Source organism: Pseudomonas sp. PDM13 (assembly GCF_025685765.1).
Classification (GTDB): Bacteria; Pseudomonadota; Gammaproteobacteria; order Pseudomonadales; family Pseudomonadaceae; genus Metapseudomonas; species Metapseudomonas solani.
Genome location: NZ_JAOTQU010000001.1, coordinates 85,893 through 112,630, shown reverse-complemented (window position 1 = coordinate 112,630; position 26,738 = coordinate 85,893). Strand labels below are relative to the sequence as shown.

Here is a 26,738-nt window from a genome sequence, read left to right as displayed (position 1 = left end):
CGCATGGCTGCTTGCCGTTTTGGGGAGGTAGTCGGATGTCCGGGTCAGCTGGCCCAGTGTTGGCGTTCGTTGATGAAGTCGATCAGTTCACGCAAGCGCCCGTGGTCGCGGCCATTGAAGGTGAAGGCCAGGCGGACGAGGTCGCAGAACTCGGGCTCGTCCTTTTCCGACTCGCAATACGGGCGCTGTTCGAAGGTGCCTTGCAGGCAGAGGTCGCCGAAGGTTTCGCGGACGGTCGTCAGTGCTGCCTCGTTCAAACCATGGTTCATGCGAACCAGGAAGCTGCCCTTGAGCCAACGGCTCGAATGGTAGTTGCCGTAGAAGCGGGCGATCTCGTCGGCGGCTTCTTCCGCGCTGCTGACCAGGCGCATCAGCCTCAAGTCGGTGGGCAGGATGTAGCGGTTCTGCGCCAACTGGCGGTCGAGGAAATCCAGCGCGTCCTTCCAGTAGCTACCGTTGGGCTCGTCGAGCAAGACGATCGGCACCAGCGGGCTCTTACCGGTCTGCACCAGGGTGAGCACTTCGAGGGCTTCGTCGAGGGTGCCGAAGCCGCCCGGGCAGAGCACCAGTGCGTCCGCTTCCTTGACGAAGAACAGCTTGCGCACGAAGAAGAAATGGAAGGACAGCAGGTTGTCCGTACCGTCTACCGTCGCGTTGGCGTGCTGTTCGAAGGGCAGGGTGATGTTCAGCCCCAGGCTGTTCTCCAGGCCTGCACCTTCGTGGGCCGCGGCCATGATGCCGCCACCAGCGCCGGTGATCACCATCAGGTCGAGCTTGGCCAGCTCCGCGCCCAGATCCCGGGCCAGGGCGTAGATGGGGTGTTCGACCGGCGTCCGCGCCGAACCGAATACGGTGACCTTGCGGCGACGCTTGAACTGTTCGAGAACGCTGAAGGCATGCTCCATCTCGCGGAGCGTCTGCAGCATGATCTTGGCGTCCCAGCGGTTGCGGTCGGCCTGGGCCATGCGCACCACGGTGATCACCATTTCCCGGTACAGCGCGAGGTTGCGGCTGTCCCCCGGGACCGTGAGGTTGATCAGTTCATCGACCTTCTGGTTGAGATCGATCCCACTGGTCTGGAAGTGTCTCGACAGGTAGTCGTCCGGTTCGTACGGCATAGTGTTCTCCTTGCTCATCAACTGCGCCGCGGTGCGTCGAACATCAGGGCGGTCGCATCGCGCAGAGCGTCATCGATTGTCCGGGCCGAATCCACGCGGGCCGCTGAGCGCTCATTTACAGCTTGCTTCAGCCCCGGGATCTTTTCCAGTTGGCGCCCGCCGATACGCGGAGGATAGGAGGGGAATTGTTTCGTCGTGGCTATCGGTCGCGCTTGTCGGAATCTGTCGGCGCCTCCCTTCAGGGCAGTGGCACCGTTCCAGGCCTCACCTAACCTGCCACTGTAGACACACGAAGTTAAAGGGAGGCCCGGGCAAGCCCGGCTTGCGCGGACCGTGCAGGAATAGGCGGAGGAGGGGCAGGCATGCCCAAGCTGAGTCTGGAGATCGACCTCGAGCTATATCGCATGTTGCAGCAGGCCGCGCGCACCAACGGCCTGAGTCTGGAAGAGGAGTGCCTGCGCAGGCTGGACGGCGGCCTGCGTCGGTCACGCTATATGGAGGCGCTGCTGGCGGAGCTCCGCGCCGACGACGAGCAGCGGCGTGCCGCCAAGGATTGAGCGGCGGAGTTTCAGTTCGCAGGCTGGCTCTTGAGGCCGCAATCGCTGGCAATGAAGCGCTCGCTGCCCACTGGGCGATTGGTCTTGTATTCGCTGAACTCGTAGCGCAGCGCGGCACCGCGGGCCAGCAATTGGCGGTAGCCATTGTTGCGACACACGCTGTTGGCCAGTTGCGCTCGCATGGAGTCCGGGTTGGCGCGCATTTGCGCGGCATGCGCCTCGCGCACGCTCAGGTGGTTCACCAGTTCCGCTCCCGACACGGTGTAACCCTGGTCGAGAATGTCTTCGTTGATCGCCCGCGGCGTGCCGACACTGCTTTCCTCCGCCACCTTTTCCAGCATTTTGGTCAGCTCGAAGTCCTTCAGCGAGGCCGCCTGGACGGTGAAGGGCAAAGCGAGTGCGAGTGCGATTGCGAGGTGGCGCGGCATGAAAATCTCCAACGGTTGGCAGCCTTTGACCCGAGGTTGGCGCAGGTGTTCAGCGTCACCTTGAAATCGCCCGGCCTCATCGTTGGCGCATCCTGAACAAGCGGGCGAGGCAGATCAAGAGGCAATCGGTCCCTCCCGCAATCCCCCGCCCATCAAGGCTTTCCTCCCGTGCGACAGCGCATGGAATCCCCCCGCGAAATCTCCCTTGAATCAATTCCCAGCGTGCCGGTCTGTCACTTCAGAGGTGGATGGCGATTTGCCAGTGCGCACGGATTGATCTTCGCGTTTTGTGAACGTCCCACTGGCGGTGAAGTGCGGGCCGCAGCGAATCACGATCGAAGGAGTCAATTCACGCGGGCGGGGCAATAGGTAACAACGCTTTCCGGAGATGCCCCGGGCCCTGAGCCACCGTGATAGGCGGCAGCGCGAGATACCCGCTCCGGATAAGCGAAACGGCAGGTTTTCATCGACCAGCCGGTCACCTGTCCTCGGGTGTTACCCCCTTCGCCGACCTTGCGGGTCACCACGACTAAAGGTCGGGGATAGTGCGGGAAACACGAACTGTCACAAAAAACGGACGTCCCCGGCGTCCAGTGAGGTTGGCCGGCCAAGCCCCAGAAACACTTGCGTGCGGGCCAAAGAGGAAGGCTGATTCAACGGTGCTCCCGGGTGCCGTCTTAAAAAGTTGGGAGTCGAGAACAATGACAATAACTCGTCCTGCCGGCTGGCTCACCGCGTTCTGCGGCGGCAGTCTGGTGCTTACATTCACCCCCCCGGTCCTGGCGTCCGGGTACCACTTCGGTTCGCAATCCGTCTCTGCTCAGGGCACTGCCCATGCCAATGGCGCGGAAGCGGCCGATCCCTCCGTGATTTTCTACAACCCTGCCGGGCTGGCCCGCCTCAAGGGTACCCAGATGACATCGGGAATAAGCATCCTGATCCCCAAGGGCGAATACGAAGACAAGGGTTCCACCGACCTGTTCGGCAACCCCACCGGCACGGGTGATGGCGATGCCGGTTCCTACCTGCCGGACGCTGCTGCGGCGCCGAACTTCTACTTCTCCAAGGAGATCAACGACAACGTCACCATCGGCATGGGCATCTTCGTGCCCTACGGCGCCAAGCTGGATTACGAGGAAGACTGGAGCGGCCGCTACGGCATCCAGTCGGCGAGCCTGGAGACGGTCAACTTCAACCCCAGCATCGCCTACCGGTTCAACGAGCATCACAGCATCGGCTTCGGCGTCTCGGCCCAGTACATCAAGTCGGTCCAGCGTGGCGCGGCGGATGTGAAAGGCGCGTCGCGGCAATTGGCCGGGCAGTTCGTCGCGGCCAACCAGGATGTCACCGAGCTGGCGGCGTCGCCTCTCGGGCAGTTCGCGATCCCTCTGCTCTATGGCGTCAACGTACCCACCGAAATCAGTAGCTGTGACGGGCAGACCGGTGACTCCTTCGTGGACTGTGTGGCCTCCAACTTCTCGGATAACGTCCAGGGCGATGGCTACTTCCGCGCCAAGGGTGATGACTGGGGCTTCGGCTGGAACATCGGCTACCTGTGGGAGCCCACCGAGTTCACTCGCTTCGGTGTTTCCTACCGCTCTCATATCAAGCACACGCTGGAAGGCGAATCGAAATGGAGCTTCGCTGGCGTTCAGGGGGCCGTTCCTTCCCCCACGACAGACCTGAGCGGCGGTATCGATCTCGGGATCATCACCTTGCCGCCACAGGATGCGCTGGAGCAGGTGCTCGACCCATCCAACTGGATCAACCCCGGCGACTTCGCCGCCAGCCGCCTGCACCCCAACTCCAACGCCAGCACCTCGATCGACACCCCCGAGTCGCTGTCCATCAACGCCTTCCACCAGCTCAACGACAAGGTCGCGCTGATGGCCGACGTCACCTGGACCCGCCACTCGCGGCTGGACAACATCGGCGTTGGTCTTGATCAGGTCGCCGGCTATCCCTACTTCAACGGCGTCACCGAGGGCGACCTCAACGTCAAGCAGGACTGGAACGACACCTACAAGATCTCCCTGGGGATGAACTACCAGTACAGCGATGACCTGCTGCTGCGCACCGGCGTCGCCTACGACAAGAGCCCGGTCAGCGGCTCCACCACCCGCCATCCGGGCTTCCCCGACGCGGATCGTTACTGGATGTCCTTCGGCGCCAACTACAAGCTGTTCAAGGACACCTCGGTGGACCTTGCCTACAGCTTCGTGCAGTTCGACACCGGCAAGATGGACTACACCGACAACTGCTCCCCGGCCGGCTGGGTTCCCGGCAGCGGCGGCCCCTATGTCGACAGCGGCGTGCGCTGCACCGGCAACGGCGGTAACTACAAGGGCGAGTACAAGACCCAGATCCACTTCATCGGCCTGGCCCTCAACCACACCTTCTGAGTGCGGGCGCGGACAGAAGGGCGGCTGCGGCCGCCCTTTTCCGTGGAGGCGCAGGTAAACTGCGCGGCATTCCCCCGCCCTTCAGGAGCCCGCCATGCCAGGCCCGGAAACCGCCCTGCCGCTTGCCCAGCAACGCCGTCCCGTGCGTGTCGCCACCGTGCAGTGGGCGCTCGGCCAGAGCAGTGAGCTGCCGGCCCTTCTGGATGCTCTGGAGCATACGGTGGCGACCCTCGCCGGTTATGGCGTCGACCTGGCGGTATTCCCCGAGTTCTTCCACGTCAACCTGCTCAAGGGCGCACGATTCGCCCAGGGCCCGGCGCAGATGCGCAAGCTCGCCGAATACACCGAGCCGCTGCTGGCCGCGTTCTCACGCCTGGCCCAACGCTACCGGGTCAACCTGTGCCCGGGCAGCCTGCCGCTGGAAGAGGGCGGGCGCATGCTCAATATGAGCTGGCTGTGCCACCGCGACGGCAGCCAGGACCGCCAGCCCAAGCTGCACATCACCCCCAACGAGCGTGAAGCCTGGGGCCTGGAAGGTGGCAACAGCCTGCAGGTGTTCGACAGCGATGTCGGCCGGGTCGGCATCCTCGTCTGCTACGACGTGGAGTTCCCCGAGCTGCCACGGCTGCTGCGTGAGCAGGGGCTGGAGATCCTGTTGGTGCCGTTCTGGACCGACACCCGTCACGGCTACCTGCGCGTGCGTCTCTGTGCCCAGGCCCGCGCGGTGGAGAACGAGTGCTACGTCGCCATCGCCGGCGGCGTCGGCCTGCTGCGTGGCGTGGACAACGTCGACACCCAGTACAGCCAGTCGGCGATCTTCAGCCCGGCCGACCTGCCATTCCCGCCCGATGCCGTGCTGGCCCAGGCGGACGCCAATATCGAATCCTTCGCGATCGCCGATCTGGACCTCGCCCGCCTCGCACAACTGCGCCAGCAGGGTGCCGTGCGCAACGGCCAGGACCGGCGCCGCGACCTCTATCAGTTGCACTGGACCGTTACCCGATGAGTCACGCCGTTTCCCGCCTGCGCGCCGAGTGCCTGGCGCGCAGTACCCGCCCCTTCGTCGCCCGTGGGGCCCGTTCGCCACGCTGCCCGGGTTGCCGGGTGATCGCCGAATACTGCTTCTGCGCGCTGCGCCCGCAGGTGGATGTGCGCTCGGGCGTGTGCCTGTTCATGTACTGCTCGGAACCGATGAAGCCGAGCAATACCGGCTGGCTGATCGCCGACATCGTGGCCGATACGGCCGCGTTCGGTTGGTCGCGCACCGAGGTCGACCCGGCGATCATCGCCCTGCTCGACGACCCGCAATGGCAGCCGTACCTGGTGTTCCCGGGTGAGTATGTCGAGCCGCAATCACGGGTGGTCAGCGACGTGCAGGTGGAGGAGGGCAAGCGCCCGCTGTTCATCCTGCTGGACGCCACCTGGAGCGAGGCCCGCAAGATGTTCCGCAAGAGCCCCTACCTGGATCGCTTCCCGGTGCTCAGCCTGCAGCCAGAGCAGATTTCCCGCTATCGCCTGCGCCGGTCCAATCGCGAGGAGCACCTGTGCACCGCTGAAGTGGCGGCGTTGTGCCTGGAGCTGGCCGGGGATGAGCGTGCGGCAGGGGCGCTGAACGCCTACCTGGATGTATTCACCGAGCACTACATCGGTGCCAAGCGCGCCCTGCCGCTGGACCTGGCCAGCCCGGCCCACCAGGCACTCAGCCCCTATCTCTGAGAGGCCGTCTCTGCGCTTGCGGCCGCAGCCTTGCGTTGTGGCCACAGCTGCGCGATCAGCATGCCGACGAACATCAGGCCGCAGCCCAGGTAGCCACGGGCATGCAGCGATTCGTCCAGCAACAGGGCCCCGGCGATGGCGGCGAACACCGCTTCCAGGGACAGGATGATCGCCGCGTGCGAGGCGATGGCATGTTTCTGCGCCACCACTTGCAGGGTGTAGCCAATGGCTACGGCGATGACGCCGCCATAGAGGATCGCCGGGCCGGCCGCGAGGATGGCGTCGAGGCGGATCTCCTCCAGCACCACGGCCAGCACCATGCTGATCACCGCGCAGGTGATGAACTGCAGGATGGCCAGGCGGATCGGGTCATAGCGGCTGGCGAAGAAGCCCACCAGCAACACATGCACGCCCCAGACGAAGGCGCCGCACAGCTGCAGCCAGTCGCCCGACGCGACCTGGAAGTTCTCACCGACGCTGAGCAGGAACATGCCCGCGACGGCCAGACCGGCCCCCAGCCAGGTGCCCATACCAGTGCGGTGGCCCAGCAGCAGCCCCAGCAGCGGCACGATGATCACGTACAGCCCGGTGATGAAGCCCGAGTTGGTCACGCTGGTGAACAGCAGGCCCACCTGCTGCAGGTTGATGCCCAGCGACAGGGCCAGGCCCATCAGCACGCCGCCCAGCAGCATGCCCCGATTCAGTGGCGCTTTCGGTGCCGGGCGTGGCAGCAGGAACAGCAGCGGTAGCAGCACCAGCGCACCGAGGGTGAAGCGCAGGCCGGTATAGAGGAAGGGGCCGATGGCATCCATGCCCAGGCGCTGAGCGACGAATGCGGCACCCCAGATGGCGGCGGTGATCAGCATCAGGATATCGGCGCGCAGGGCGTGGCTTCGCATGGTGATTCTCGGCGGGCAAAGGCGCAGACTTTGCCGTAAAGATGCCTGCTTGACCACCCCGTTGCGGGTCGGCATGCTGAGCGCCGCTTTACGGCCAACCCGTAAGCAGTTCAGGGCTTGGCAGAGGCGGCACCTCCCTCGTGCCGGGTGTTTCCGACAAGATCGGCAGCATCTCTGGGCCCACAAGAAAAAGGATACGCCCATGGCCGCATACGAAATCCTCATCGCCGACGATCACCCCCTGTTCCGCAGCGCCCTGCACCAGGCGCTGACCCTCGGGCTGGGCCCGGACGTGCGCCTGGTCGAGGCGGCGAGCATCGCCGAACTCGAATCGCGCCTGGCCGAAAAGGCCGACTGGGATCTGGTCCTGCTGGACCTGAACATGCCCGGCGCTTACGGCTTTTCCGGCCTGGTGCTGCTGCGTGGCCAGTACCCGCAGATTCCGGTGGTGATGATCTCCGCCCAGGAAGAGGCGGCGGTCGTGGTCCGCTCCCGTGAGTTCGGTGCCAGCGGCTTCATCCCCAAATCCAGCCCCCTGGAGGTGATTCAAAGCGCCGTGCGCGCGGTGCTCGATGGCGATGCCTGGTGGCCGCCGCAGGTCGAGGAGAATGTCGCGGTGTCGGCTGAGGCCAAGGCTGCCAGCGCCGGTCTCGCCAGCCTGACGCCGCAGCAGTTCCGCGTGCTGACCATGGTCTGCGAGGGGCTGCTGAACAAGCAGATCGCCTTCGAGCTCAGCGTTTCCGAGGCGACGGTCAAGGCCCACGTCACCGCGATCTTCCGCAAGCTCGGCGTGCGCACCCGTACCCAGGCGGCGTTGCTGTTGCAACAGATGGAATCGATTCCGTCGGCCTGAGCCGGCGGTTTTCACGCAAATTTGACCCGTCGCGGGTTAGCCTGCGGCCTCCTTTCCTAGCAGTCCCTCTATCTATGTCATCGCCATTCAAGGGCCAGACCGGCCTCAAGCGTATCCTCAATGCCGCCGGCTACTCCCTGGACGGCATGCGTGCCGCCTTCACCGGTGAAGCCGCGTTCCGCCAGCTGGTGCTGCTCAACGTGGTGCTGATCCCCATCGCCTTCTTCCTCGACGTCAGCCGTGGCGAGCGGGCGCTGATGATCGCCGCCTGCCTGCTGGCGCTGATCGTCGAGCTGCTCAATTCGGCGGTGGAGGCGGCCATCGACCGCATCTCCCTGGATCGCCACCCGCTGTCGAAGAACGCCAAGGACATGGGCAGCGCGGCCCAGTTCGTCGCCCTGAGCCTGATCACTGCCGTCTGGGCCACCATCCTCCTGGGTTGATCAGGCGATCGGTGGCAGCACGATCTCGTCGCTGCGCCGTACGCCCGCCGTCAGTTCGCGGCACTGGTCGAGGAACTCGCGCATCGCCGCCGTCTGGTACTTCTGCTTGTGCCAGATGAAGTAGAACTGCCGGCGCAGGTCGATGCCCGGCGTCTCCAGCGCCACCAGGCTGCCGCGACGGAACGCATCGCGCAGCGCCAGGCGCGAAATGCAGCTGATGCCCAGCCCCGACTCCACCGCCCGCTTGATGGCTTCGGTGTGCTCCAGTTCCAGACGGATATTCAGCGGCGTGGGGTGGTGGCGCATGGCCTGGTCGAAGGTCAGACGCGTGCCCGACCCCTGCTCGCGGAGGATCCACGCCTCGCGGCTGAGTTCGTCCAGCGAGGCCTGGCCGCGCACCGCCAGGGGATGGCCGGGCGCACAGAACACCACCAGTTCGTCTTCCACCCAGGGCAACACTTCGATATCCGGGTGCTGGCAATCGCCTTCGATTAGACCCAGATCAAGTTCGTAGTGGGCGATCTGCTGGACGATATTCATCGTGTTCTGCACATGCAGGCTCACCTGGCACTCGGGGTGGCGCTGCATGAAGCTGCCGATCAGCAGAGTCGCCAGGTAGTTGCCCACGGTGAGCGTGGCGCCGACGGACAGGGAGCCGAAGCCGCTCTTGCCGTTGAGCAGGTCCTCGATCTCCCGTGCCTGGTCCAGCAGCCCCACCGCCTGGGGCAGCAACTGGTGGCCCAGCGCGTTGAGGCTGAGGCGCTTGCCGACGCGGTCGAAGAGCTGGCAGCCGGATTGGCGCTCCAGCTCGGTCAGCGAGGTGCTGGCGGCAGACTGTGACAGCGACAGTGATTCGGCGGCCCGGGAGACGCTGCCTTGCTGGGCGACGCTGACGAATACCTGCAATTGACGGAGAGTGAATCGCATATCGATATAACCGATAACCTATATCTTGATAATCCAGTTAACAGATATTGTGGCTATCAATACAATGTCGCGCAATTGCGCCCCGCGTGGCGCTGGCGACATCCCAATTTTCGGAGCCCCCGTAAATGAGCAACATGAACTCCGAGCGCGTCCTCAGCGTTCACCACTGGAACGACACGCTGTTCAGCTTCAAGTGCACCCGTGACCCGGGCCTGCGCTTCGAGAACGGCCAGTTCGTCATGATCGGCCTGCAGCAGCCCAACGGCCGCCCGCTGATGCGCGCCTATTCCATTGCCAGCCCGAACTGGGAAGAGCACCTGGAGTTCTTCAGCATCAAGGTGCCGGACGGTCCGCTGACCTCCCAGCTGCAGCACCTGAAGGAAGGCGACGAGATCATCATCAGCAAGAAGCCCACCGGCACGCTGGTACTCGATGACCTCAACCCCGGCAAGCACCTGTACCTGCTCAGCACCGGCACCGGTCTCGCGCCCTTCATGAGCGTGATCCAGGATCCGGAAACCTACGAGCGCTTCGAGAAGGTGATTCTGGTCCACGGCGTGCGCTACGTGAACGAAGTCGCCTACCGCGAGTTCATCACCGAGCACCTGCCGCAGAACGAGTTCTTCGGCCAGGCCCTGCGTGACAAGCTGATCTACTACCCCACCGTCACCCGCGAGCCCTTCGAGAACCAGGGCCGCCTGACCGACCTGATGCGCAGCGGCAAGCTGTTCACCGACATCGGCCTGCCGCCGATCAACCCGCAGGACGACCGCGCGATGATCTGCGGCAGCCCGAGCATGCTCGACGAGACCAGCGAAGTGCTCGACAGCTTCGGCCTGAAGATCTCCGCGCGCATGCGCGAGCCGGGCGATTACCTGATCGAGCGTGCATTCGTCGAGAAGTAAGCGTTTCCCGCGCCATGAGAAAGCCCGCTGATCAGCGGGCTTTTTCGTTTCTGCGTTCCGTCGATTGTGGCCGGTGCGGGCTCAGATCGGCGAGCCGAAGCGCTGGCCCGAAATCGCCGGGTGGTAGATCGGCTGGATCTTGTTCCCCGCCGGGTCCAGCACGTGGAAGCTGTGGGCGCCGTCGCCATGGGCGAAGGGACGGTCGAGCATGGTCACGCCGCTGGCCTTGAGGTAGTCGTACCAGGCGCGCAGCTCATCCAGGCTGTCCACCACGAAACCGTAGTGATCCACCGCCTGCATGCCGCTGCTGGGCACGTCGGAACGGCCCAGGGAGAGGTTGTCGTTACCGCAGGTGAGGTAGACCAGGTCCTCGTTGGCGCGGTTGAGCACCTGCATGCCGAGGATGTCCACGTAGAAACGTTCGCACTCCTCGAGGTTGGGCACCACGATCGCCAGGTGGCGGAGACCGTTGAGGTGGCTCGGACGGACAGGCATGAGCGGGATTCCTTTTTTGTATACAATTTTAACGGAATATAAAACAAAAGGACTCCAACGTGTATTGCCTTCTGCTCAAGACCCAGCTCAAGCCCGGCAGCCTCGATGCCTTCATGGACGCCATGGGCGTCAACGCCGCTGCCTCCGTGCGCGATGAACCCGGTTGCCTGGTGTTCGACGTCCTGCGTGATCGCAGCGACCCCGACCTGGTGTGGCTCTACGAGGTCTACACCGACGAAGCGGCCTTCGAGGCGCATATGGAAACGCCGCATTTCCTCGCCAGCCGCCCGCTGGTGAACCCGCTGATCGTCCAGCAGGACGTCATCGAGGCGGATGTGCTGGCGCTCAACGCGGCGCGTTAGTTGACCGAGGGGAGGGTGGCCATTCAGGCCGAGGGGCTGATTTCCAGCACACGGATCAGCCCCGGGCGTGGGTAGTGCCAGCGCACGTCCAGGTCCCAGAGGCGCGCGCCATAGCGGCGCTCCGGCTCCGGCTGCTGGTAGGCCGGGCGCGGGTCCTGGGCCAGGCACTGTTCGACCAGCTCCACCAGCGGTTCGCCCAGGCGCAGGGCATGTTCGCGGGCCTGGGCCAGCGCCGCCTCTTCCCACTCCACCGGAATCGGTTCCGGCGCCGTCTCGGCGATGCGGTTGGTGGCGCCCTCCTGGCGGTCGACATAGGGCACGTAGGGCTTGATATCGAGCACCGGGGTGCCGTCCAGCAGGTCGATGCCGGAGAGCAAGAGCCGCCCGGGCTCGACCTTGTCCAGCTTCACCACCGACTGGCCGATGCCGTTGGGCCTGTGGGTCGAGCGCGTGGCGAATACCCCGAGCGAGCGATTGCCGCCGAGGCGAGGCGGACGCACCTTCAGGCGCGGTTTGTCTTCCAGTGCCTGGTGGAAGAGGAACAGCAGCCAGACATGGCTGACCTCCTCCAGCCCCTGCACCGCATCACCGCTGTCGAAGGGCGGCAGCAGTTCCAGCACGCCACGGGCGGCGGGCGCCAGGTGCGGCTGGCGGGGGATGGCGAATTTTTCCTTGAAGCAGGAACGGACGATGCCCACGGGCGAAACGGAATACTGCATGACGGGTGGGCTCAGCGGCTGCGGATCGGGGCGTCGAGGGGCACGCGGCAGCCCGCGTCGCGGTAGGGGCCGCTGTGGCGCAGCCAGCCTTCGCCGGGTTGTACCTGGGCGCAGCTGTAGTGGCCGTCCAGTTTGCTCTGCCAGAGGTAGAACGGAGCCGGCGCGGCGAAGGCCGGGGCGGCGAGGGCGAGCGAAAGGAGCAGGGGCAGCAGGCGCATGGTGCGGAAATCCGGGGCGGTGGCGCGGCTACCCTAGCGCCCCGGCCTGGCCTTGCGCAAGCCGCCATTGCCCGGCGGCCCGCACAGTGTCATCAGAGGTGGAAGCCACCGTCGATGGGGATGATGCTGCCGGTCATGTAAGCGCCGGCGGTGCTGGCCAGGCTCAGGGCCAGGGCGGACATCTCCTCCTCGCGGCCCCAGCGCTTCATGGGGATGTGCGCCACGTCGGCGGCCAGGGCCTCGCTGTCGTTGGCGATGAACTGGGTCATCTTGCTGGGGAAGCGGCCGGGGGCGATCACGTTGACGTTGATGTGGTCGGCCACCAGCTCCTTGGCCAGCATGCGCGAAAGCTGGTGCAGCGCCGCCTTGCTCGGGCCGTAGGCGTAGGCCTGCTCGCCCAGGGAGCTGATGCCCGCCACCGAGCCGATGTTGATCACCCGTGCCGGGCTCTCGGCACTGCCGGCCTTGCGTAGCAGCGGCAGCAGCTGCTGGATGCAGCTGAACACCGAGGTGACGTTGAGCTGCATGACCTTTTCCCAGCCCTTCACCGGGTAGCTTTCCAGGGGCGCGCCCCAGGTGGTGCCGGCGTTGTTGACCAGGATGTCGAGGTGCTCGATGCGCCCGGCCAGCTCGTTGGCCAGGGCCTTGGCGCCTTCTTCGCTGGAGAGGTCGGCCGCCAGGCCGATGCACTCGCCGTAGGTGGACAGCTCGGCGGCGGTCTCGGCGCAGGCTTCGGCATTGCGGGCACAGATGAATACGCGGGCGCCGGCTTCGAGGAAGCCCTGGGCGATCATCCTGCCGATGCCGCGGGTGCCGCCGGTCACCAGGGCGGTGCGGCCCTGGAGGCTGAAGTAGTGGTGCATGGAAACCTCGTCGCTGATCGGGTGAGGTCCATACCCTAGCCCGGCGCCAGCCGTCGCGGCGGCATTATCGAGGCGCGGAATGCGCCGCCATTCCGCCGCTGCGCTTCAGCCGGCTTCCTGCGCTGTGGCCAGTTCCGCGTCCCTGGCCCTGGCCTTTTGCACGGCGGGGCGGGCGAGGAAGCGTTCGACGTAGGCGCGGAACACCGGGCGTTCGGGGATCAGGCCGTAGGCCATGGTCCAGTTCAGTGCGGTGCCCCAGAGCACGTCGGCGACGCTGAAGTCATCCCCCAGGACCCAGGTGCGCCCTTGCAGGTGGTTGGCAAAGGTATCGAGCACGGTGGCGAAATCGCCGTAAGGCGAGCGGGAGGGTTCCACGGGTTCGCGCTGCAGCGCGTGGTCCACCACCGCCGGTTCGAAGCAGGTACCGGAGAACACCATCCAGCGCAGGAAGGTGCCGCGCTGCGGGCTTTCCAGCGAGGGCGTGAGCCCGGCGTCGGCATACAGGTCGGCCAGGTAGAGGTACACCGCGACCTGCTCGGTGACAATGGTTTCGCCGTGGCGGATGGCCGGGACTTTACCCATGGGATTGATGGCCAGGTACGCGGGCTGGCGCTGCTCGCCCTTGTGCATGTTCATCAGGTGCAGGTCGTAGTCGGCACCCAGCTCCTCCAGCAGGGTGAGGATGCCGGAGGAGCGGGTGTGCGGGCAGTGGAACAGGGTGATGTGGCGGTTCATGACAGCTCCGACGATCAATAGAGGTGGGCGTAGCCGTACTGCGGGCCGATGCCCAGGCTCGGCTTCATGCCCAGTTCGATGATATGCACCTGCACGTCGGTGAAGGTCTGCTTGAAGGCGTTGATGCTGTGGGGCACGCAGGTGCCGCAGCAGTCGATCTCGCTGACCAGGGTGACGTCGGTGAGATGCCCGATGAAGCCCGGGCGGCCGTGGATGTAGTTGATCAGCCGCGGCTCGGTATGGAACTGGCCCATGCCGCCGCAGGCGAAGGTGCGGATATTGGTTGCCACGTCGGGCACGAACTCCACGCCCCACTCGTGCACCAGCTTGTTCAGGGCCGTCTTGCTGAAGGAGCTCATGGCCGAGAAGGAGAACAGGTTCAGCGGCGGGGCGCTGTTGAAGGTGCAGTGGGCGATGCACAGGTTGTGCGCTTCGGGGTTGAAGTTCGAGAGCTTCTGGTTCTTTTCGAAGGACTCGTTGACGGCGTAGCGCAGGGTGGCGATCAGCTCGTGGGCGTCCTGATGGTTCATGGCGGGCATGGTGGGGTCTTCCTTGGTCGAGAGCTTCCTGTATAGGCGAGTCTCGCCACGGCGCAAGGCCGAACCGACAACGGGTGCCAGCCAATGCCAACCCCATCCCACCGTGGCCCGGACTTCGGTCCGGATTTCCGCCGCCCATGAAAAAGCCCCGCATCGGCGGGGCTTCTTCATGGCTCAGGGCTTGCTCAGACGCGCTCGGCCCAGAGGTCGTACTCGTCGGCATCGACCACGCGCACCATCACCTTGTCGCCCGGCTTCAGGTCGGTGCTGTCGATGAACACGCTGCCGTCGATCTCCGGGGCATCGGCGAAGGAGCGGCCGACCGCGCCTTGCTCGTCCACTTCGTCGATCAGCACTTCGATTTCCTTGCCGATCTTCAGTTGCAGGCGCTCGGCGGAGATCGCCTGCTGGTGCGCCATGAAGCGATCCCAGCGGTCCTGCTTGATGTCGTCCGGCACCGGCTCCAGGTTCATGTCGTTGGCCGGGGCGCCGTCCACCGGGGAGTACTGGAAGCAGCCGACGCGGTCCAGCTGGGCTTCGCTCAGCCAGTCCAGCAGGTACTGGAAGTCTTCCTCGGTCTCGCCGGGGAAACCGACGATGAAGGTGGAGCGGATGGTCAGCTCGGGGCAGATCTCGCGCCACTTCTTGATGCGGGCCAGGGTCTTGTCTTCGAAGGCCGGGCGCTTCATGGCCTTGAGTACCTTCGGGCTGGCATGCTGGAAGGGGATGTCCAGATAGGGCAGCAGCTTGCCGGCGGCCATCAGCGGGATCACGTCATCGACGTTCGGGTAGGGGTACACGTAGTGCAGGCGCACCCACACGCCCATGCTCGACAGCGCCTGGCACAGCTCCAGCATGCGGGTCTTCACCGGCTGGCCGTTCCAGAAGTCGGTCTTGTACTTCATGTCGACGCCGTAGGCGCTGGTGTCCTGGGAGATCACCAGCAGCTCCTTCACGCCGGCTTTTACCAGGCGCTCGGCTTCGCTGAGCACATCACCCACCGGGCGGCTGACCAGCTTGCCGCGCATGGAGGGGATGATGCAGAAGCTGCAGGTGTGGTTGCAGCCTTCGGAGATCTTCAGGTACGCGTAGTGGCGCGGGGTCAGCTTGATGCCTTGCGGCGGCACCAGGTCGATCAGCGGGTTGTGCTCGGTCTTCGGCGGGATCACCTCGTGCACCGCGTTGACCACCTGCTCGTACTGCTGCGGGCCGGTCACGGCCAGCACGCTGGGGTGCACGTTGCGGATGCTGTCTTCGGCCACACCCATGCAGCCGGTGACGATGACCTTGCCGTTCTCGGCGATGGCTTCACCGATCACGTCCAGGGATTCGGCCTTGGCGCTGTCGATGAAGCCGCAGGTGTTGACCACCACGACGTCGGCATCCTGGTAGGTCGGGACGATCTCGTACCCTTCCATGCGCAGCTGGGTGAGGATGCGTTCGGAATCGACCGTGGCTTTGGGGCAACCAAGGGAGACGAAACCGACTTTGGGCGTTGCGGTGGACATTGGCGGCTAACCTCGAAGGGCACCTCGTTGGGTGCCTCTGATCAAAAAGTGCGCAATTCTAGCGGCAGCCCGCGTGCTTGACCAGCCTATTTCGGGCGAGCCGACGCACGTTCGATCCGGCTCCCCGGCGCCCGGTAATTGTGGCGGACAGGCTCTATAGTCATTCAAGTCGACCGCGCCCGGCCCTTGCATCGACGAATGGGTCGGAGCAGGATGCGCGGAATTTTTTCTGAGGAATTTTGTTACATGTCCGATGCAAGCGCCGGCGCCGTTGAACATGAACAGCCCCATTCCAGCTCCGCGATCGGCCTGATGGTCGGCGCCGTAGGCGTTTGCTACGGCGATATCGGCACCAGCCCCCTCTACACCCTCAAGGAAGTCTTCATCGGCGGCTACGGCGTGCAGGCCAACCACGATGGCGTGCTCGGCGTGCTCTCGCTGATCTTCTGGTCGCTGATCTGGGTGGTGTCGATCAAGTACGTGATCTTCGTCCTGCGTGCCGACAACCAGGGCGAGGGCGGGGTGATGGCCCTGTCCGCGCTGGCCCGTCGCGCCGCCACCGGGCGCCGCCGCCTGCAGGCGATGGTGGTGATCGCCGGCCTGATCGGTGCCGCGCTGTTCTATGGCGACAGCATGATCACCCCGGCCATTTCGGTGCTCTCCGCCATCGAGGGCCTGGAGATCGCCTTCGATGGGCTGGAGCACTGGGTGGTGCCGCTGTCGCTGATCGTGCTGATCGCCCTGTTCCTGATCCAGAAGCACGGCACCGCGCGCATCGGCATCCTCTTCGGGCCGGTGATGGTGGCCTGGTTCCTCGCCCTGGCGGCCCTGGGTGTCTATGGCGTCTCGCGGGAGCCGGAGGTGCTCAAGGCGGTGAGCCCGGTCTGGGCTATCAACTTCTTCATCTCCCACCCCGGCATCGGCGTTGCCATCCTCGGCGCCACCGTGCTGGCGCTGACCGGTGCCGAGGCGCTGTACGCCGACATGGGCCACTTCGGCCGCAAGCCCATCGCCCGCGCCTGGTTCGCCCTGGTGCTGCCGGCGCTGGTGCTGAACTACTTCGGCCAGGGCGCGACCATCCTGGTCAACCCCGAGGCAGCGCGTAACCCCTTCTATCTCACTGCGCCGGGCTGGGCGCTGCTGCCGATGGTGGCGCTGTCCACGGCGGCCACGGTGATCGCGTCCCAGGCGGTGATCTCCGGCGCCTTCTCCCTGACCCGCCAGGCCATCCAACTCGGTTATGTGCCGCGCATGTTCATCCAGCACACCTCCAGCCACGAGCAGGGGCAGATCTACATCCCCGCGGTGAACTGGGCGCTGATGGTCGGCGTGGTGCTGCTGGTGCTGGGCTTCGAGTCTTCTGCAGCGCTGGCATCGGCCTATGGCGTGGCGGTGACCGGCACCATGCTGATGACCACCCTGCTGATGGGCGTGGTGGTCTGGCTGCTGTGGAAATGGCCGCTGTGGCTGGCCATCCCCTTCTTCCTGATGATGCTGCTGGTGGACACGCTGTTCTTCGCCGCCAACCTGCCCAAGGTCATCCAGGGCGGTGCCTTCCCGGTGATCGCCGGTATCGGCCTGTTCATCCTGATGACCACCTGGAAGCGCGGCCGCCAACTGCTGGTGGAGCGCCTTGACGAAGGCTCGCTGCCGCTGCCGCTGTTCATCGCCAGCATCCGCTCGCAGCCGCCGCACCGGGTGCAGGGCACCGCCATCTTCCTCACCGCGCGCTCCGACGCCGTGCCCCATGCGTTGTTGCACAACCTGCTTCACAACCAGGTGCTGCACGAGCAGGTGGTGTTGCTCACCGTGGTCAACGAAGACAGCCCGCGGGTATCGCCGGATCGGCGCTTCGAGGTGGACGCCTACGGCGAGGGCTTCTTCCGCGTGGTACTGCATTTCGGCTTCATGGAGGACCCGGACATCCCGCAGGCCCTCAAACTGTGCCACCTCAACGAGCTGGACTTCAGCCCGATGCGCACCACCTACTTCCTCAGCCGCGAGACGGTGATCCCTTCCAAGCTGATCGGCATGGCGATCTGGCGTGAGGCGCTGTTCGCCTTCCTGCTGAAGAACGCCAACGGCAACTTGCGCTACTTCAATCTACCGCTCAACCGCGTGATCGAGTTGGGCACCCAGGTCGAGATCTAGCGACGCAGGCACAGCAAAAGCCCGGGCATGACCCGGGCTTTTGCATTTCAGGGCCTGGCTGCGCTTCGTAGCCCGGGCTTCAGCCCGGGAAAGCCGAGCCTCAATCCCGCCCCGGCAGCATGCGCTTGAGGGTGTCGTCGCGGCTGACGAAGTGATGGAAGAGGGCGGCCACCGCGTGCAGGCCGATCAGCCAGTAGCCGATCACGCCGACGGTCTCGTGCACCTCCTTGATCTGCCCGGCGAGGTCCGGGTTCTTCTCCAGCAGCGGCGGCAGTTCCAGGCCGAAGAAGGGGATCGGCTTGCCGGCAGCACTGAGTATCAGCCAGCCCGCCAGTGGCAGGCCCAGCATCAGGCCGTACAGCGCCAGGTGCATCAGCTTGGCCAGGGCGTTCTGCCAGGCCGGCGGGTTGGGGATGATCGGCGGGGTCTTCGACAGCAGGCGCGCGAGGATGCGCAGCAGCACCAGGGCGAGCACCGAAAGCCCGAGCATGAAGTGCCATTGCTTGAGCAGTTCGCGGGTATCACTGCCCTTGGGGAAGTTGCCCTTGAGCTCGATGCAGGCGTAAACGGCGGCGATCAGCACCAGCATCAGCCAGTGCAGGGCGATGGAGGGTTTCCCGTAGCGGGAGGGGGGAGTGGTCGAGGTCATCACGGTTCCTTGTCGCCCGCATCTTCTGGCGGGCTCGACTGCAGGTTAACGGCAAAACCTGCAGCCGTGACGGACCGGGATCAGTTTTTCGCCGGCTCCGCCTGGCGCTGCTGCACGGCGTGCAGGAGCTTTTCCGCCAGCGCCGGGTAGTTCTCGTCGTAGTGGTGGCCGCCGGGCAGCGCCAGCACCTCGCCCACCGCACCGGGTTGGGTGCAGCCGCTTTCGCTGGCTTCTTCCTTGCCGTAGACGCAAAGCACCTTGGGCGCCGGCAGCTTGCTCAGCTCGGGGCCGGTGGCGGCTTCCTGGCCGGCCTTGCCGAGCCAGCCCTGCACCTCGATCTCGAAGCTGCCGCTGCGCGCCAGGGCCAGCAGGAGAATGGCGTCCACCTGCTGCTGGTCCGCCTTGGGCAGGCGGTTGTAGAAAGCCGGCAGCACATCGGCGCCAAAGGAGTAACCCGCCAGCACGAAGCGCTGGGCGCCCCATTTCTCGCGGTATTGCTTCATCAGCCGGCTGAGGTCGGCGGCGCCCTGCTCGGGGCTCTTGTGCTGCCAGAAGTAGCGCAGCGCATCGATGCCGACCACCGAGTGGTCGCGCTTGGCCATTTCCTCGGCCACGGCGCGGTCCAGGTCGCGCCAGCCACCGTCGCCCGAATAGAACAGGGTGACGGTGCCGGAGGGCTTGGTGGCGGGCACTTCGACCACCGGCATCTGCACGCCTTCGCCCTGCAACAGGGCGCGCAGCTGCTCGTTGAGCAGCTGGGGCAGGGTGGTGTCGTAGTCGCTGATGCTGGTGTCGGCGTTGGCCTGGTCGCGGGCGAAGGCGGCGCTGGGGTCGTCCGGGTTGTCGTTCCAGGCGATGGTCCAGTGACCATGGGGCGCGGCCTTGGGCAGCGGCGTCGGGCAGTCGGCATGTTCCAGGCTGAAGTCGATGGACAGCGCGCGGGCGTCATCCTTGTCCTGCGCGCCGAGCCAGCGCCAGGCGAAGGCGGCGCCCGGGCCGATACCCGCCACCAGGGTGGGCTCGCCCTGGAGCAGGTCACGGGCCTCCTGCAGCAGGTGCTGCTGGGCGTCGCAGTCATTGGCCGGCAGGGCCAGTTGCACGATACGGGCGGCGCCATCGTGGGCCAGGGCCAAGAGCTCGGCTTCCTTCAGTTGCTGGTCGGCGCTCACCAGGACCAATACCCGCGCCTTGGCATCCGCAGGCGGGGTCGCCAGGGTGGCGGGGCTGCCGTCCGCCAGCTGCTTCTGCTCGACCCGTGCCTGGGGCGCGGGGCGGCTCCAGAGCGCCAGGCCGACGCCGATGGCAAGAAGGATGACGACCAGCAGGAGGCGCTGCCATTTACGTTTGAGCATGGTTCCCTCAGCGTTTGACCAGTCCGGTGAAGCCGCCGGCGATGAGCGCGGCGGTATCGGCCAGCGCCACCAGCGGGTCGAGGCCAGCGGGCACCGCCATGTAGCGCGGCTCCCACTCGGGCTGGAACTTGTCCTTGAAGCGGCGCAGGCCCTGGAAGTTGTAGAACTGCTCGCCACGGCGGAACACCAGGGCGCCCAGGCGCTGGGTCAGCGGTGCACCACGGCGCGGCTGCAGGCCGGCCAGGGGCACCATGCCGAGGCTGAAGCGTTCATGCCCGCGCTCCTTGAAGTGCAGCAGCAGGTTGAGCATGAGGAATTCCATGGTCAGCTTGGGCGCCTCGGGGTGCACGCGCATCAGGTCCAGGCTGGCCAGGTCGCCGCTGTTGGTTTCCAGCAGGTTGGCGAAGGCCATGGCCTTGCCTTCGAAGGAAACCACCGCGATGCGGAAGTGCTTGAGGTAGTCCGGGTCGAAGCGGCCCAGGGAGAAGCCCTTCTCGCGCACCTGCTTGCCTTGCATCCAGGCTTCCGAGATGGCCTGCAGCGTCTCCAGGGGCGCCAGCCCTGCGTCGAAAATCTCCATCGACAGGCCGTCGCGCTGGCCGCGGCTGAGGGTGTAGCGCAAGTCCTTCATGGCCTTGTTCTTGGCTTCCAGGTCGAAGCGGCGCAGGTCAACCCGGGCCTCCTCGCCGAGCTTCAGGGCGCTGAGGCCGATGTCCATGTAGTAGGGCAGGTTCTCCGCGCGCACCTGGTAGAACACCGGGCGCGCGTGGTGCACGTCGCAGAGGTCGCGGAACTGCCAGATCAGCTCGGCGCGGTGGTTGGCCTTGCCGATGGGGTCGAACAGCGCCACCAGGCTGCGGCCGCGACGGGCGAACATCAGGAAGGCATCTTCCTCGGGGTGGAACAGCAGCGCCTTGTCGCCGGTGAGCACCAGGCCGCCGTCGGGCTGGCCGGATGCCTTGACGATCTCGCTGGCCTTGAGCAGTTCTTCCTCGGTGGGCTCGTGGATCACCAGGGGGATCGGCCGCAGTAGCCAGATCAGCGCCAGGCCGGCCAGCAACAGGCCGCTGCCCAGGGTCGCGCGCAGGGTGCGCGGGGCGTCGGCGTCCACGGCGAATTGCCAGAACAGCTCATGGCTGTAGGGCACGTCCTGGTAGGCGAAGAACATCAGCCACAGTGACGCCGCCAGCACGCAGGCGCTGGCGCCCAGGTTGACCGGTGAGAAGGGCATCTCCAGCAGGCGGCTGGGGCGGTAGAAGGCGTTCCGGAACATCGCCAGGAGGATGGCGGTGAGCACCAGCAGGCTGGCCTCTTCCCAATCGAAGCCCTTGAGCATCGACAGCCCGGCGCCGGCCAGCAGCAGGATCACCGTCAACGCCCAGGCCGCCGACAGGCGCCGGCGCAGGCCGTGGGCCAGCAGCAGGCAGAGCACGCCCACCAGGCTGGCGGCCAGGTGCGAGGCGTCGATCAGGCGATGGGGAATGAGGAAGCTCAGGTGCTCCAGGCGGGTGTCGATGGCCGGGGTGGCACCGGAGAACAGCAGCACCACGCCGGAGAGGAACACCATCAGCGACAGCACCGGCGCGGCCAGGCCGGAGGCAGCGCGTACCGCCTGGCGCCCGGCGGGCAGGAAGCGCTGCGCCTCGTTGGCCAGCAGCAGCAGGCAGGCGAGGATCAGCGGCAGGCCCACATAGATGAGGCGGTAGAGCAGCAGCGCGGCGGCCAGGGGCGCGGCACCGAGCTGGCCGGCGAAGGCCGCCAGCAGCACGGCCTCGAACACACCGACGCCGCCCGGCACGTGGCTGAGCACGCCGGCGGCCAGGGCCAGCAGGTAGACCAGCAGGAAGGCGCCCAGGGGCGGCGCTTCCGGCAGCAGCACATAAAGCACGGCGGCGGCAGCGCAGACATCGACCAGGGTGATCACCAGTTGCAGCGCGGACAGCTGCAGGCCCGGCAGGCGCAGGGTGCGATGGCCGATGCGGATATTCACGCAGCCCGGGGTCGGCGCCACCGGCTCACGCAGGCGCGACAGCCAGAGCACGGCGATGACGGTGGCCGCGATCACCGCGCTGGCGATGATCGCCACCAGGGTGGTGGAAATGCGCAGGGCCTGGGCGGCGGCCGGCAGGTCGCTCAGCGCGGCCACGGCGGCCAGGGGCGGCAGGGCGCTGCCCAGGGCCAGGCTGGCGAACAGGGTGATGCGGGCGATATCCCCAGTGCCGACGTTGTCGCGGCTATAGAGGCGGTAGCGCACCGAGCCGCCGGTGATCACCGACAGGCCGATGGCGTTGCCGATACCGGTGGCGCAGAAGCTGCCCAGGGCCATGCGGGGGAAGGGCAGCTTGACCCCGGCGAAGCGGCAGCCGGACCACTCGTAGCCCATCAGCGCGACGAAGCCGATCGCCGTGGCGCCGATGGCCATCAGCAGGCTGGTGCCGGGCACGTCTCGCACCGCCGTACGCAGCGCATCGGGGTCGAGTTCTCGCAGCAGGTGCCAGCAGGCAACCAGGCCGATGGTGAACAGCAGAAGGGTAAAGGCCAGCCCGATGGGCTGTCGGTAGGCGCTTATGCGGTCGAGCCAGCGCAGTTGTGCGGGTTCGTCCTGCAGGGTGGGATCTTCGGGGAGCGGGTTTTCAGCGGTGGAGTTGGCGCGCATCGAGCACCTCATGCAATGTGCGCCACAGGATGTGGGCAGCGCGGGCAAGTTCCAAGCCCCGTCATGCAATATTTTCCATGGCTCATGGCCTGACCGAGGGAGGAGCGGCTATAGCCTAAGAAAAGACGCCCAAACGAAAAAGGCCACTCTTTCGAGTGGCCTTTCCGTATTTGGTTGCGGGAGCTGGATTTGAACCAACGACCTTCGGGTTATGAGCCCGACGAGCTACCAGACTGCTCCATCCCGCGTCTGTGGGTCGGCATTCTAGCGATTTAATTCACCCTGTCAACGCCTGATTTAGAAAAAAGTGTTTTTTCTTCAGATGCTTAGCGTGGACCGTGCGGTCAGGTACCCGTGCAGCCTTAGTGGCGTGCAGTTTTACAGGGCTTTTACAGGGGGATTACAGGTAAAGGAGAGCAGTTGGGGGAAACCTCGGGCCCGGAACGGGGAACCGGCCCCGAGGGCGACAGGAAATCCATTTCCTGGCCGCTGGTCGAGAGTACCGGGAGGTGCCTGTAGGAAACTTCCAGCCACTGGTAGGCCCAGGCTGATTCCATTTCGAGGGCGTTGTAGTGGGCAGGGTGCTGGCGATACTGCCCCGGCTTTCGGGGCGCACCCTTCGGCGCGCCGGCCTTCTACCTGCCGCCCTGTTTCACTGGGCGCATAGTTGTGGAGTCCCCATGACCCTCGATTCCCTTCGCCGCCTTGCCCTCGAGCCGGCCCTGTCCCTGCTGCCCGATGAGATGAACAGCCCTGAGGCGCAGTTGATGCTGCTCGCCATTGCCCTGCAGGAAAGTGGCCTGGACAAGCGTCCCCTGGCCGAAGGTGGGCCCCACAGTTATTGGCAGTCGGGTTCGCCCGACGAGATGGTGCATTTCGTTCTGCGTTGCCCGGTCACCCGCGACCTGGCCGTGGCGGTGTGCGATGCCCGCCAGGTGCCACCGGTGGATGAGCGGGTGCGCGCCGCGCTGGAGCATGACGACGTGCTCGCCGGCGCCTTCGCCCGCCTGCTGCTGTGGACCGACCCGGCGCGCCTGCCTGCGATCGATGAGGTGGACGCTGCTCATGACCTCTATATGAGGACCTGGCGCGCGCCCGACCCCCGCCCGGAACTCTGGTGTGAGCACCACGCCCGAGCCCTGAAGTCCTGGTTGTCCGCCCCCTGAAACCCGCCGGGCAAATCAGCTAGAATTTGCCGCCTCCCGTCCGTGGAGGCTCCCCCGGCGGCATCCGCCCGCCCGAGCGTGCTTCCTTCGCTCCATCGGTATCAGGCGTTCATGAGTCAAAGGAAGATCATCCACATAGATTGCGACTGCTTCTATGCAGCCATCGAGATGCGCGACGACCCGTCGCTGGCCGGCCGGCCCCTGGCGGTCGGAGGCTCGGCGGATCGGCGCGGGGTGATCGCTACCTGCAACTACGAGGCGCGCGCCTATGGCGTGCGTTCGGCCATGTCGTCGCACCATGCATTGAAGCTGTGCCCGGACCTGCTGATCGTGCGCCCGCGCTTCGACGCCTACCGCGAGGCCTCGCGGGAGATTCACGCCATCCTTCGCGACTTCACCGAGATCATCGAGCCCTTGTCCCTCGATGAGGCCTACCTCGACGTTTCCGAAAGCCAGCACTTCAGCGGTAGCGCCACGCGCATCGCCCAGGAGATTCGCAAGCGGGTCTGGCAGGAGCTGCGCATCACCGTCTCGGCGGGGGTGGCACCGAACAAGTTCCTGGCCAAGATCGCCAGCGACTGGCGCAAGCCCAATGGGCTGTTCGTGATCACGCCTGACCAGGTGGACGACTTCGTCGCCGAGCTGCCGGTGAGCAAACTGCATGGGGTGGGCAAGGTCACGGCGGACAAGCTCGGCCGCCTCGGCGTCATCAACTGTGTGGACCTGCGCGAATGGAGCCGCGTGGCCTTGGCCCGCGAGTTCGGCAGTTTCGGCGAGCGCCTGTATGGGCTGGCGCGGGGCATCGACGAGCGCGCGGTGCAGGTGGACAGCCGCCGCCAGTCATTGAGCGTGGAGAATACCTTCGATCAGGACCTGCCCGACCTGGGCGCGTGCCTGGAGCGCCTGCCGGAGCTTTACGAGGAATTGCAGCGGCGCTTGCAGCGGCTGGATTCCAGCTACAAGCCGGGCAAGCCGTTCGTGAAGCTGAAATTCCACGACTTCTCCCAGACCACCCTGGAGCAGGCGGGCGCCGGGCGTGACCTGGACAGCTACAAGCTGCTGCTGGGGGCGGCCTTCGCGCGCGGCGACAAGCCGGTGCGGCTGATCGGCGTCGGCGTGCGCCTGCAGGACCTGCAAGGCGTCGCCGAGCAACTCAAGCTTTTCTGAAACTCAGCGTTCCGGCCATAGGCGCAGCGGCTTGCCTTCGGCGGGCCACAGGCGCAGCTGTTCGATCGCCGAGAAGTCCCAGCGCTGCACGCCCGGCAGGGCGTCGAGGAAGCGCTGTTCCTGCTCCATCAGCGCCGGTGCGCACATCTTGCGGGTGCTGCCGGCGGGGCCGAAGCTGATCGTGTCGTCCTTCAGCTCGTAGGAAGCGAACCAGTGGTTGCAGCCGGCGTTGCCGTAGGCGCGGCCGTCGCGGCCGAGGGTGATGGTCAGGTGGCTGTTGTCGATCAGCGGGCGTTCGCCGATCCATTCCACCTGGTAGGTGCGTTCGGTCTCGATGCTCGGGCCCTCGCTGGCGCAGCCCGCCAGAGTCGCGGCTGCGAGGCCGAGGATCAGCGCATTGTGTTTCATGGGGTCTCCTTGCGGCATTGCGGGCAGAGGTGCTTGCCGTCCCTGTTCACCCAGCCCAGCTCGGTGATGCGCGCTTCGGCGGCGGGGGCCTGCGCGGCCTTGCCCAGGCTGGAGTCGACGGCGAATTCGAAGTCCAGGCGCTTGGCGCAGGCGTCGCAGTCGACGTGCCAGTTGAGGATGGACAGCTCCTTGAAGACCGGGCCCTTGGCCACGGCCAGCCATTGGCCGGGCGGGTTGATCAGGTGGCGGACCTTCTCCACTTCCAGGCGCATGGCCAGGTCGCGGCTGCCCTTGAGGGTGACGACCAAGGTGTCGCCGTTCTGGATCGAGCCACCGGTGCCGGTGACCTGATAGCGGCCCGGCGCGAGCGCGCGGCATTCGCTGAGGGTGTGAGCGGGGTTGAGCAGGTTGTAACGGAAATCGTGTTCGGCCATAGGTCCTCCAGAAGCGCCGCGCATCCTAACACGGCCTAGGTGTCGACCTGGTTGCACGGCCGCCCGGCGGCCCAGGCGGCGATGTTGTCGAGGGTGGTGCGGGCAATGGCCGCCAGCGCCTCGCGGGTGAGGAAGGCCTGGTGCGCGGTGACGATGACGTTGGGGAAGGTCAGCAACCGCGCCAGCACGTCATCCTGCAGCGGCAGGTCGGAACGGTCTTCGAAGAACAGGTTCGCTTCCTCTTCATACACATCCAGGCCCAGGTAGCCGAGCTGGCCGTTTTTCAGCGCCTCGATCAGCGCCGGGGTCTCCACCAGTGCGCCGCGTCCGGTGTTGATCAGCATCGCGCCGGGTTTCATCTGCTGCAGGCTGGCGGCGTTGATCAGGTAGCGGGTGGCGTCGTTGAGGGGGCAGTGCAGGCTGATGATGTCACTCTCGGCGAGCAGCTCATCCAGGGGCAGGTAGCGCGCGCCCAGGGCTTCCACCGCCGGATTGGGGAAGGGGTCATAGGCCAACAGCTGGCAGCCGAAGCCGGCCATGATGCGGGCGAAGGTTTCGCCGATCTGCCCGGTGCCGACCACGCCCACGCGCTTGTTCACCAGGTCGAAACCGGTGAGACCGTGCAGGCTGAAGTCGCCCTCGCGGGTGCGGTTGTAGGCGCGGTGCAGGCGCCGGTTTAGGGCGAGGATCAGCGCCACCGCATGTTCGGCGACGGCATGGGGCGAGTAGGCCGGCACCCGAACCACGGTGAGGCCGAGCTCGCGGGCGGCCTTGAGGTCGACATGGTTGTAGCCGGCCGAGCGCAGGGCGATCAGGCGTGTGCCGCCAGCCACCAGGTGCTCCAGCACCGGGGCGGACAGGTCGTCGTTGATGAAGGCGCAGACCACGTCGAAGCCGTTGGCCAGGGCCGTGGTGTCCAGGGTCAGCCGGGCCGGCTGGAAATGCAGTTCGATACCGGCGGCGACACCGAGGAAGCTGTCGCGGTCGTAGTTCTGGCTGCTGAAAAGGATGGTACGCATCGGCTCTCCTTGCGTTGCTCGGCCGTCAGGGTGGCCAGGCAACATGCGC

Annotated in this window: 28 protein-coding genes and 1 tRNA gene; 11 read left to right on the top strand and 18 right to left on the bottom strand. The window is 65.8% G+C overall.

Annotated elements, in window-relative coordinates:
* Positions 1 to 44: 44 nt before the first annotated feature.
* The gene (locus OEJ36_RS00590) at positions 45 to 1,118 is read right to left on the bottom strand and encodes a TIGR00730 family Rossman fold protein (RefSeq protein WP_263399979.1); all 1,074 of its coding nucleotides are present in this window, start codon (positions 1,116 to 1,118) and stop codon (positions 45 to 47) included.
* A gap of 362 nt (positions 1,119 to 1,480) precedes the next feature.
* Between OEJ36_RS00590 and OEJ36_RS00585 the strand changes: the two genes are divergently transcribed.
* Positions 1,481 to 1,675, top strand: coding sequence for a hypothetical protein (locus tag OEJ36_RS00585; protein ID WP_263399978.1), 195 nt, complete (start codon positions 1,481 to 1,483; stop codon positions 1,673 to 1,675).
* A gap of 11 nt (positions 1,676 to 1,686) precedes the next feature.
* On the opposite strand, the gene OEJ36_RS00580 is transcribed toward OEJ36_RS00585, so the two are convergent.
* Positions 1,687 to 2,103, bottom strand: coding sequence for a quorum-sensing-regulated virulence factor family protein (locus OEJ36_RS00580; protein WP_263399977.1), 417 nt, complete (start codon positions 2,101 to 2,103; stop codon positions 1,687 to 1,689).
* Between the two features lie 701 nt (positions 2,104 to 2,804).
* Between OEJ36_RS00580 and OEJ36_RS00575 the strand changes: the two genes are divergently transcribed.
* From OEJ36_RS00575 to OEJ36_RS00565, 3 genes are all read left to right on the top strand, one after another.
* A complete protein-coding gene (locus OEJ36_RS00575) occupies positions 2,805 to 4,505 on the top strand; it encodes an OmpP1/FadL family transporter (protein WP_263399976.1) in 1,701 nt (566 codons plus the stop codon).
* A 94-nt stretch (positions 4,506 to 4,599) separates the two neighbouring features.
* Positions 4,600 to 5,511, top strand: a complete 912-nt coding sequence (locus OEJ36_RS00570) for a carbon-nitrogen hydrolase family protein (protein WP_263399975.1) — start codon at positions 4,600 to 4,602, stop codon at positions 5,509 to 5,511.
* On the top strand, positions 5,508 to 6,221 hold the full coding sequence (locus tag OEJ36_RS00565; protein WP_021222520.1) for a tRNA-uridine aminocarboxypropyltransferase: 714 nt from the start codon (positions 5,508 to 5,510) through the stop codon (positions 6,219 to 6,221). Before OEJ36_RS00570 ends, OEJ36_RS00565 begins: the two co-directional genes overlap by 4 nt.
* On the opposite strand, the gene OEJ36_RS00560 is transcribed toward OEJ36_RS00565, so the two are convergent.
* The gene (locus tag OEJ36_RS00560; RefSeq protein ID WP_411860953.1) at positions 6,212 to 7,195 is read right to left on the bottom strand and encodes a DMT family transporter; all 984 of its coding nucleotides are present in this window, start codon (positions 7,193 to 7,195) and stop codon (positions 6,212 to 6,214) included. The two genes, OEJ36_RS00565 and OEJ36_RS00560, sit on opposite strands and share 10 nt — an antisense overlap.
* A 127-nt stretch (positions 7,196 to 7,322) precedes the next feature.
* Between OEJ36_RS00560 and erdR the strand changes: the two genes are divergently transcribed.
* Positions 7,323 to 7,973, top strand: coding sequence for a response regulator transcription factor ErdR (gene erdR, locus OEJ36_RS00555; RefSeq protein WP_021222522.1), 651 nt, complete (start codon positions 7,323 to 7,325; stop codon positions 7,971 to 7,973).
* A gap of 74 nt (positions 7,974 to 8,047) precedes the next feature.
* Entirely contained in the window at positions 8,048 to 8,416 is a 369-nt protein-coding gene (locus tag OEJ36_RS00550; protein WP_021222523.1) for a diacylglycerol kinase, read from the top strand.
* On the opposite strand, the gene OEJ36_RS00545 is transcribed toward OEJ36_RS00550, so the two are convergent.
* Positions 8,417 to 9,343, bottom strand: coding sequence for a LysR family transcriptional regulator (locus tag OEJ36_RS00545; protein ID WP_043243618.1), 927 nt, complete (start codon positions 9,341 to 9,343; stop codon positions 8,417 to 8,419).
* A gap of 125 nt (positions 9,344 to 9,468) precedes the next feature.
* Between OEJ36_RS00545 and fpr the strand changes: the two genes are divergently transcribed.
* Positions 9,469 to 10,248 (top strand): ferredoxin-NADP reductase, encoded by a 780-nt coding sequence (gene fpr, locus OEJ36_RS00540; protein ID WP_263399973.1) that lies wholly within the window; start codon positions 9,469 to 9,471, stop codon positions 10,246 to 10,248.
* 81 nt (positions 10,249 to 10,329) lie between these two features.
* Here the strand turns inward: fpr and OEJ36_RS00535 are convergent, their stop codons facing one another.
* Positions 10,330 to 10,743, bottom strand: coding sequence for a VOC family protein (locus OEJ36_RS00535; protein ID WP_263399972.1), 414 nt, complete (start codon positions 10,741 to 10,743; stop codon positions 10,330 to 10,332).
* A 59-nt stretch (positions 10,744 to 10,802) separates the two neighbouring features.
* Between OEJ36_RS00535 and OEJ36_RS00530 the strand changes: the two genes are divergently transcribed.
* Positions 10,803 to 11,105 (top strand): putative quinol monooxygenase, encoded by a 303-nt coding sequence (locus OEJ36_RS00530; RefSeq protein ID WP_263399971.1) that lies wholly within the window; start codon positions 10,803 to 10,805, stop codon positions 11,103 to 11,105.
* A 23-nt stretch (positions 11,106 to 11,128) separates the two neighbouring features.
* Here OEJ36_RS00530 and tsaA read toward each other — a convergent pair whose 3' ends face one another.
* From tsaA to rimO, 6 genes are all read right to left on the bottom strand, one after another.
* Positions 11,129 to 11,824, bottom strand: coding sequence for a tRNA (N6-threonylcarbamoyladenosine(37)-N6)-methyltransferase TrmO (tsaA, locus tag OEJ36_RS00525; RefSeq protein ID WP_263399970.1), 696 nt, complete (start codon positions 11,822 to 11,824; stop codon positions 11,129 to 11,131).
* Positions 11,825 to 11,835: 11 nt separating this feature from the next.
* Entirely contained in the window at positions 11,836 to 12,042 is a 207-nt protein-coding gene (locus OEJ36_RS00520) for a hypothetical protein (RefSeq protein ID WP_263399969.1), read from the bottom strand.
* A gap of 92 nt (positions 12,043 to 12,134) precedes the next feature.
* Complete coding sequence (locus OEJ36_RS00515) at positions 12,135 to 12,905, bottom strand: SDR family oxidoreductase (RefSeq protein WP_263399968.1); 771 nt, start codon at positions 12,903 to 12,905, stop codon at positions 12,135 to 12,137.
* 105 nt (positions 12,906 to 13,010) lie between these two features.
* Complete coding sequence (locus tag OEJ36_RS00510) at positions 13,011 to 13,640, bottom strand: glutathione S-transferase family protein (protein ID WP_263399967.1); 630 nt, start codon at positions 13,638 to 13,640, stop codon at positions 13,011 to 13,013.
* A 14-nt stretch (positions 13,641 to 13,654) separates the two neighbouring features.
* Positions 13,655 to 14,179: a hypothetical protein gene (locus OEJ36_RS00505; protein WP_263399966.1), complete on the bottom strand. Its 525-nt coding sequence runs from the start codon at positions 14,177 to 14,179 to the stop codon at positions 13,655 to 13,657.
* 185 nt (positions 14,180 to 14,364) lie between these two features.
* A complete protein-coding gene (gene rimO / locus OEJ36_RS00500) occupies positions 14,365 to 15,687 on the bottom strand; it encodes a 30S ribosomal protein S12 methylthiotransferase RimO (RefSeq protein WP_263399965.1) in 1,323 nt (440 codons plus the stop codon).
* 246 nt (positions 15,688 to 15,933) lie between these two features.
* On the opposite strand from rimO, the gene OEJ36_RS00495 reads away from it, so the two are divergent.
* Positions 15,934 to 17,838 carry a potassium transporter Kup gene (locus OEJ36_RS00495; protein WP_263399964.1) on the top strand — a complete coding sequence of 635 codons (1,905 nt, stop codon included), beginning with the start codon at positions 15,934 to 15,936 and terminating at the stop codon, positions 17,836 to 17,838.
* Positions 17,839 to 17,938: 100 nt separating this feature from the next.
* Here OEJ36_RS00495 and OEJ36_RS00490 read toward each other — a convergent pair whose 3' ends face one another.
* The 4 genes from OEJ36_RS00490 to OEJ36_RS00475 form a co-directional block, all read right to left on the bottom strand.
* A complete protein-coding gene (locus tag OEJ36_RS00490; protein WP_263399963.1) occupies positions 17,939 to 18,487 on the bottom strand; it encodes a cytochrome b in 549 nt (182 codons plus the stop codon).
* 80 nt (positions 18,488 to 18,567) lie between these two features.
* Positions 18,568 to 19,839, bottom strand: coding sequence for a virulence factor family protein (locus OEJ36_RS00485; RefSeq protein WP_263399962.1), 1,272 nt, complete (start codon positions 19,837 to 19,839; stop codon positions 18,568 to 18,570).
* A gap of 7 nt (positions 19,840 to 19,846) precedes the next feature.
* The gene (mprF, locus tag OEJ36_RS00480; protein WP_263399961.1) at positions 19,847 to 22,495 is read right to left on the bottom strand and encodes a bifunctional lysylphosphatidylglycerol flippase/synthetase MprF; all 2,649 of its coding nucleotides are present in this window, start codon (positions 22,493 to 22,495) and stop codon (positions 19,847 to 19,849) included.
* 171 nt (positions 22,496 to 22,666) lie between these two features.
* Positions 22,667 to 22,743: transfer RNA gene (locus OEJ36_RS00475), tRNA-Met, on the bottom strand.
* A 432-nt stretch (positions 22,744 to 23,175) separates the two neighbouring features.
* Between OEJ36_RS00475 and OEJ36_RS00470 the strand changes: the two genes are divergently transcribed.
* Together OEJ36_RS00470 and dinB are read left to right on the top strand one after the other, a co-directional pair.
* The gene (locus OEJ36_RS00470; RefSeq protein WP_263399960.1) at positions 23,176 to 23,661 is read left to right on the top strand and encodes a hypothetical protein; all 486 of its coding nucleotides are present in this window, start codon (positions 23,176 to 23,178) and stop codon (positions 23,659 to 23,661) included.
* A gap of 111 nt (positions 23,662 to 23,772) precedes the next feature.
* Complete coding sequence (dinB, locus tag OEJ36_RS00465; RefSeq protein WP_263399959.1) at positions 23,773 to 24,828, top strand: DNA polymerase IV; 1,056 nt, start codon at positions 23,773 to 23,775, stop codon at positions 24,826 to 24,828.
* 3 nt (positions 24,829 to 24,831) lie between these two features.
* Here the strand turns inward: dinB and OEJ36_RS00460 are convergent, their stop codons facing one another.
* From OEJ36_RS00460 to OEJ36_RS00450, 3 genes are read right to left on the bottom strand one after another with little or no spacing between them, the layout of a single operon-like run.
* On the bottom strand, positions 24,832 to 25,236 hold the full coding sequence (locus tag OEJ36_RS00460; RefSeq protein ID WP_263399958.1) for an META domain-containing protein: 405 nt from the start codon (positions 25,234 to 25,236) through the stop codon (positions 24,832 to 24,834).
* Entirely contained in the window at positions 25,233 to 25,670 is a 438-nt protein-coding gene (locus OEJ36_RS00455) for a hypothetical protein (RefSeq protein WP_021221474.1), read from the bottom strand. The genes OEJ36_RS00460 and OEJ36_RS00455 overlap by 4 nt, the downstream gene beginning before the upstream one ends.
* A 35-nt stretch (positions 25,671 to 25,705) precedes the next feature.
* Positions 25,706 to 26,689, bottom strand: coding sequence for a 2-hydroxyacid dehydrogenase (locus OEJ36_RS00450; RefSeq protein WP_263399957.1), 984 nt, complete (start codon positions 26,687 to 26,689; stop codon positions 25,706 to 25,708).
* Positions 26,690 to 26,738 lie beyond the last annotated feature (49 nt).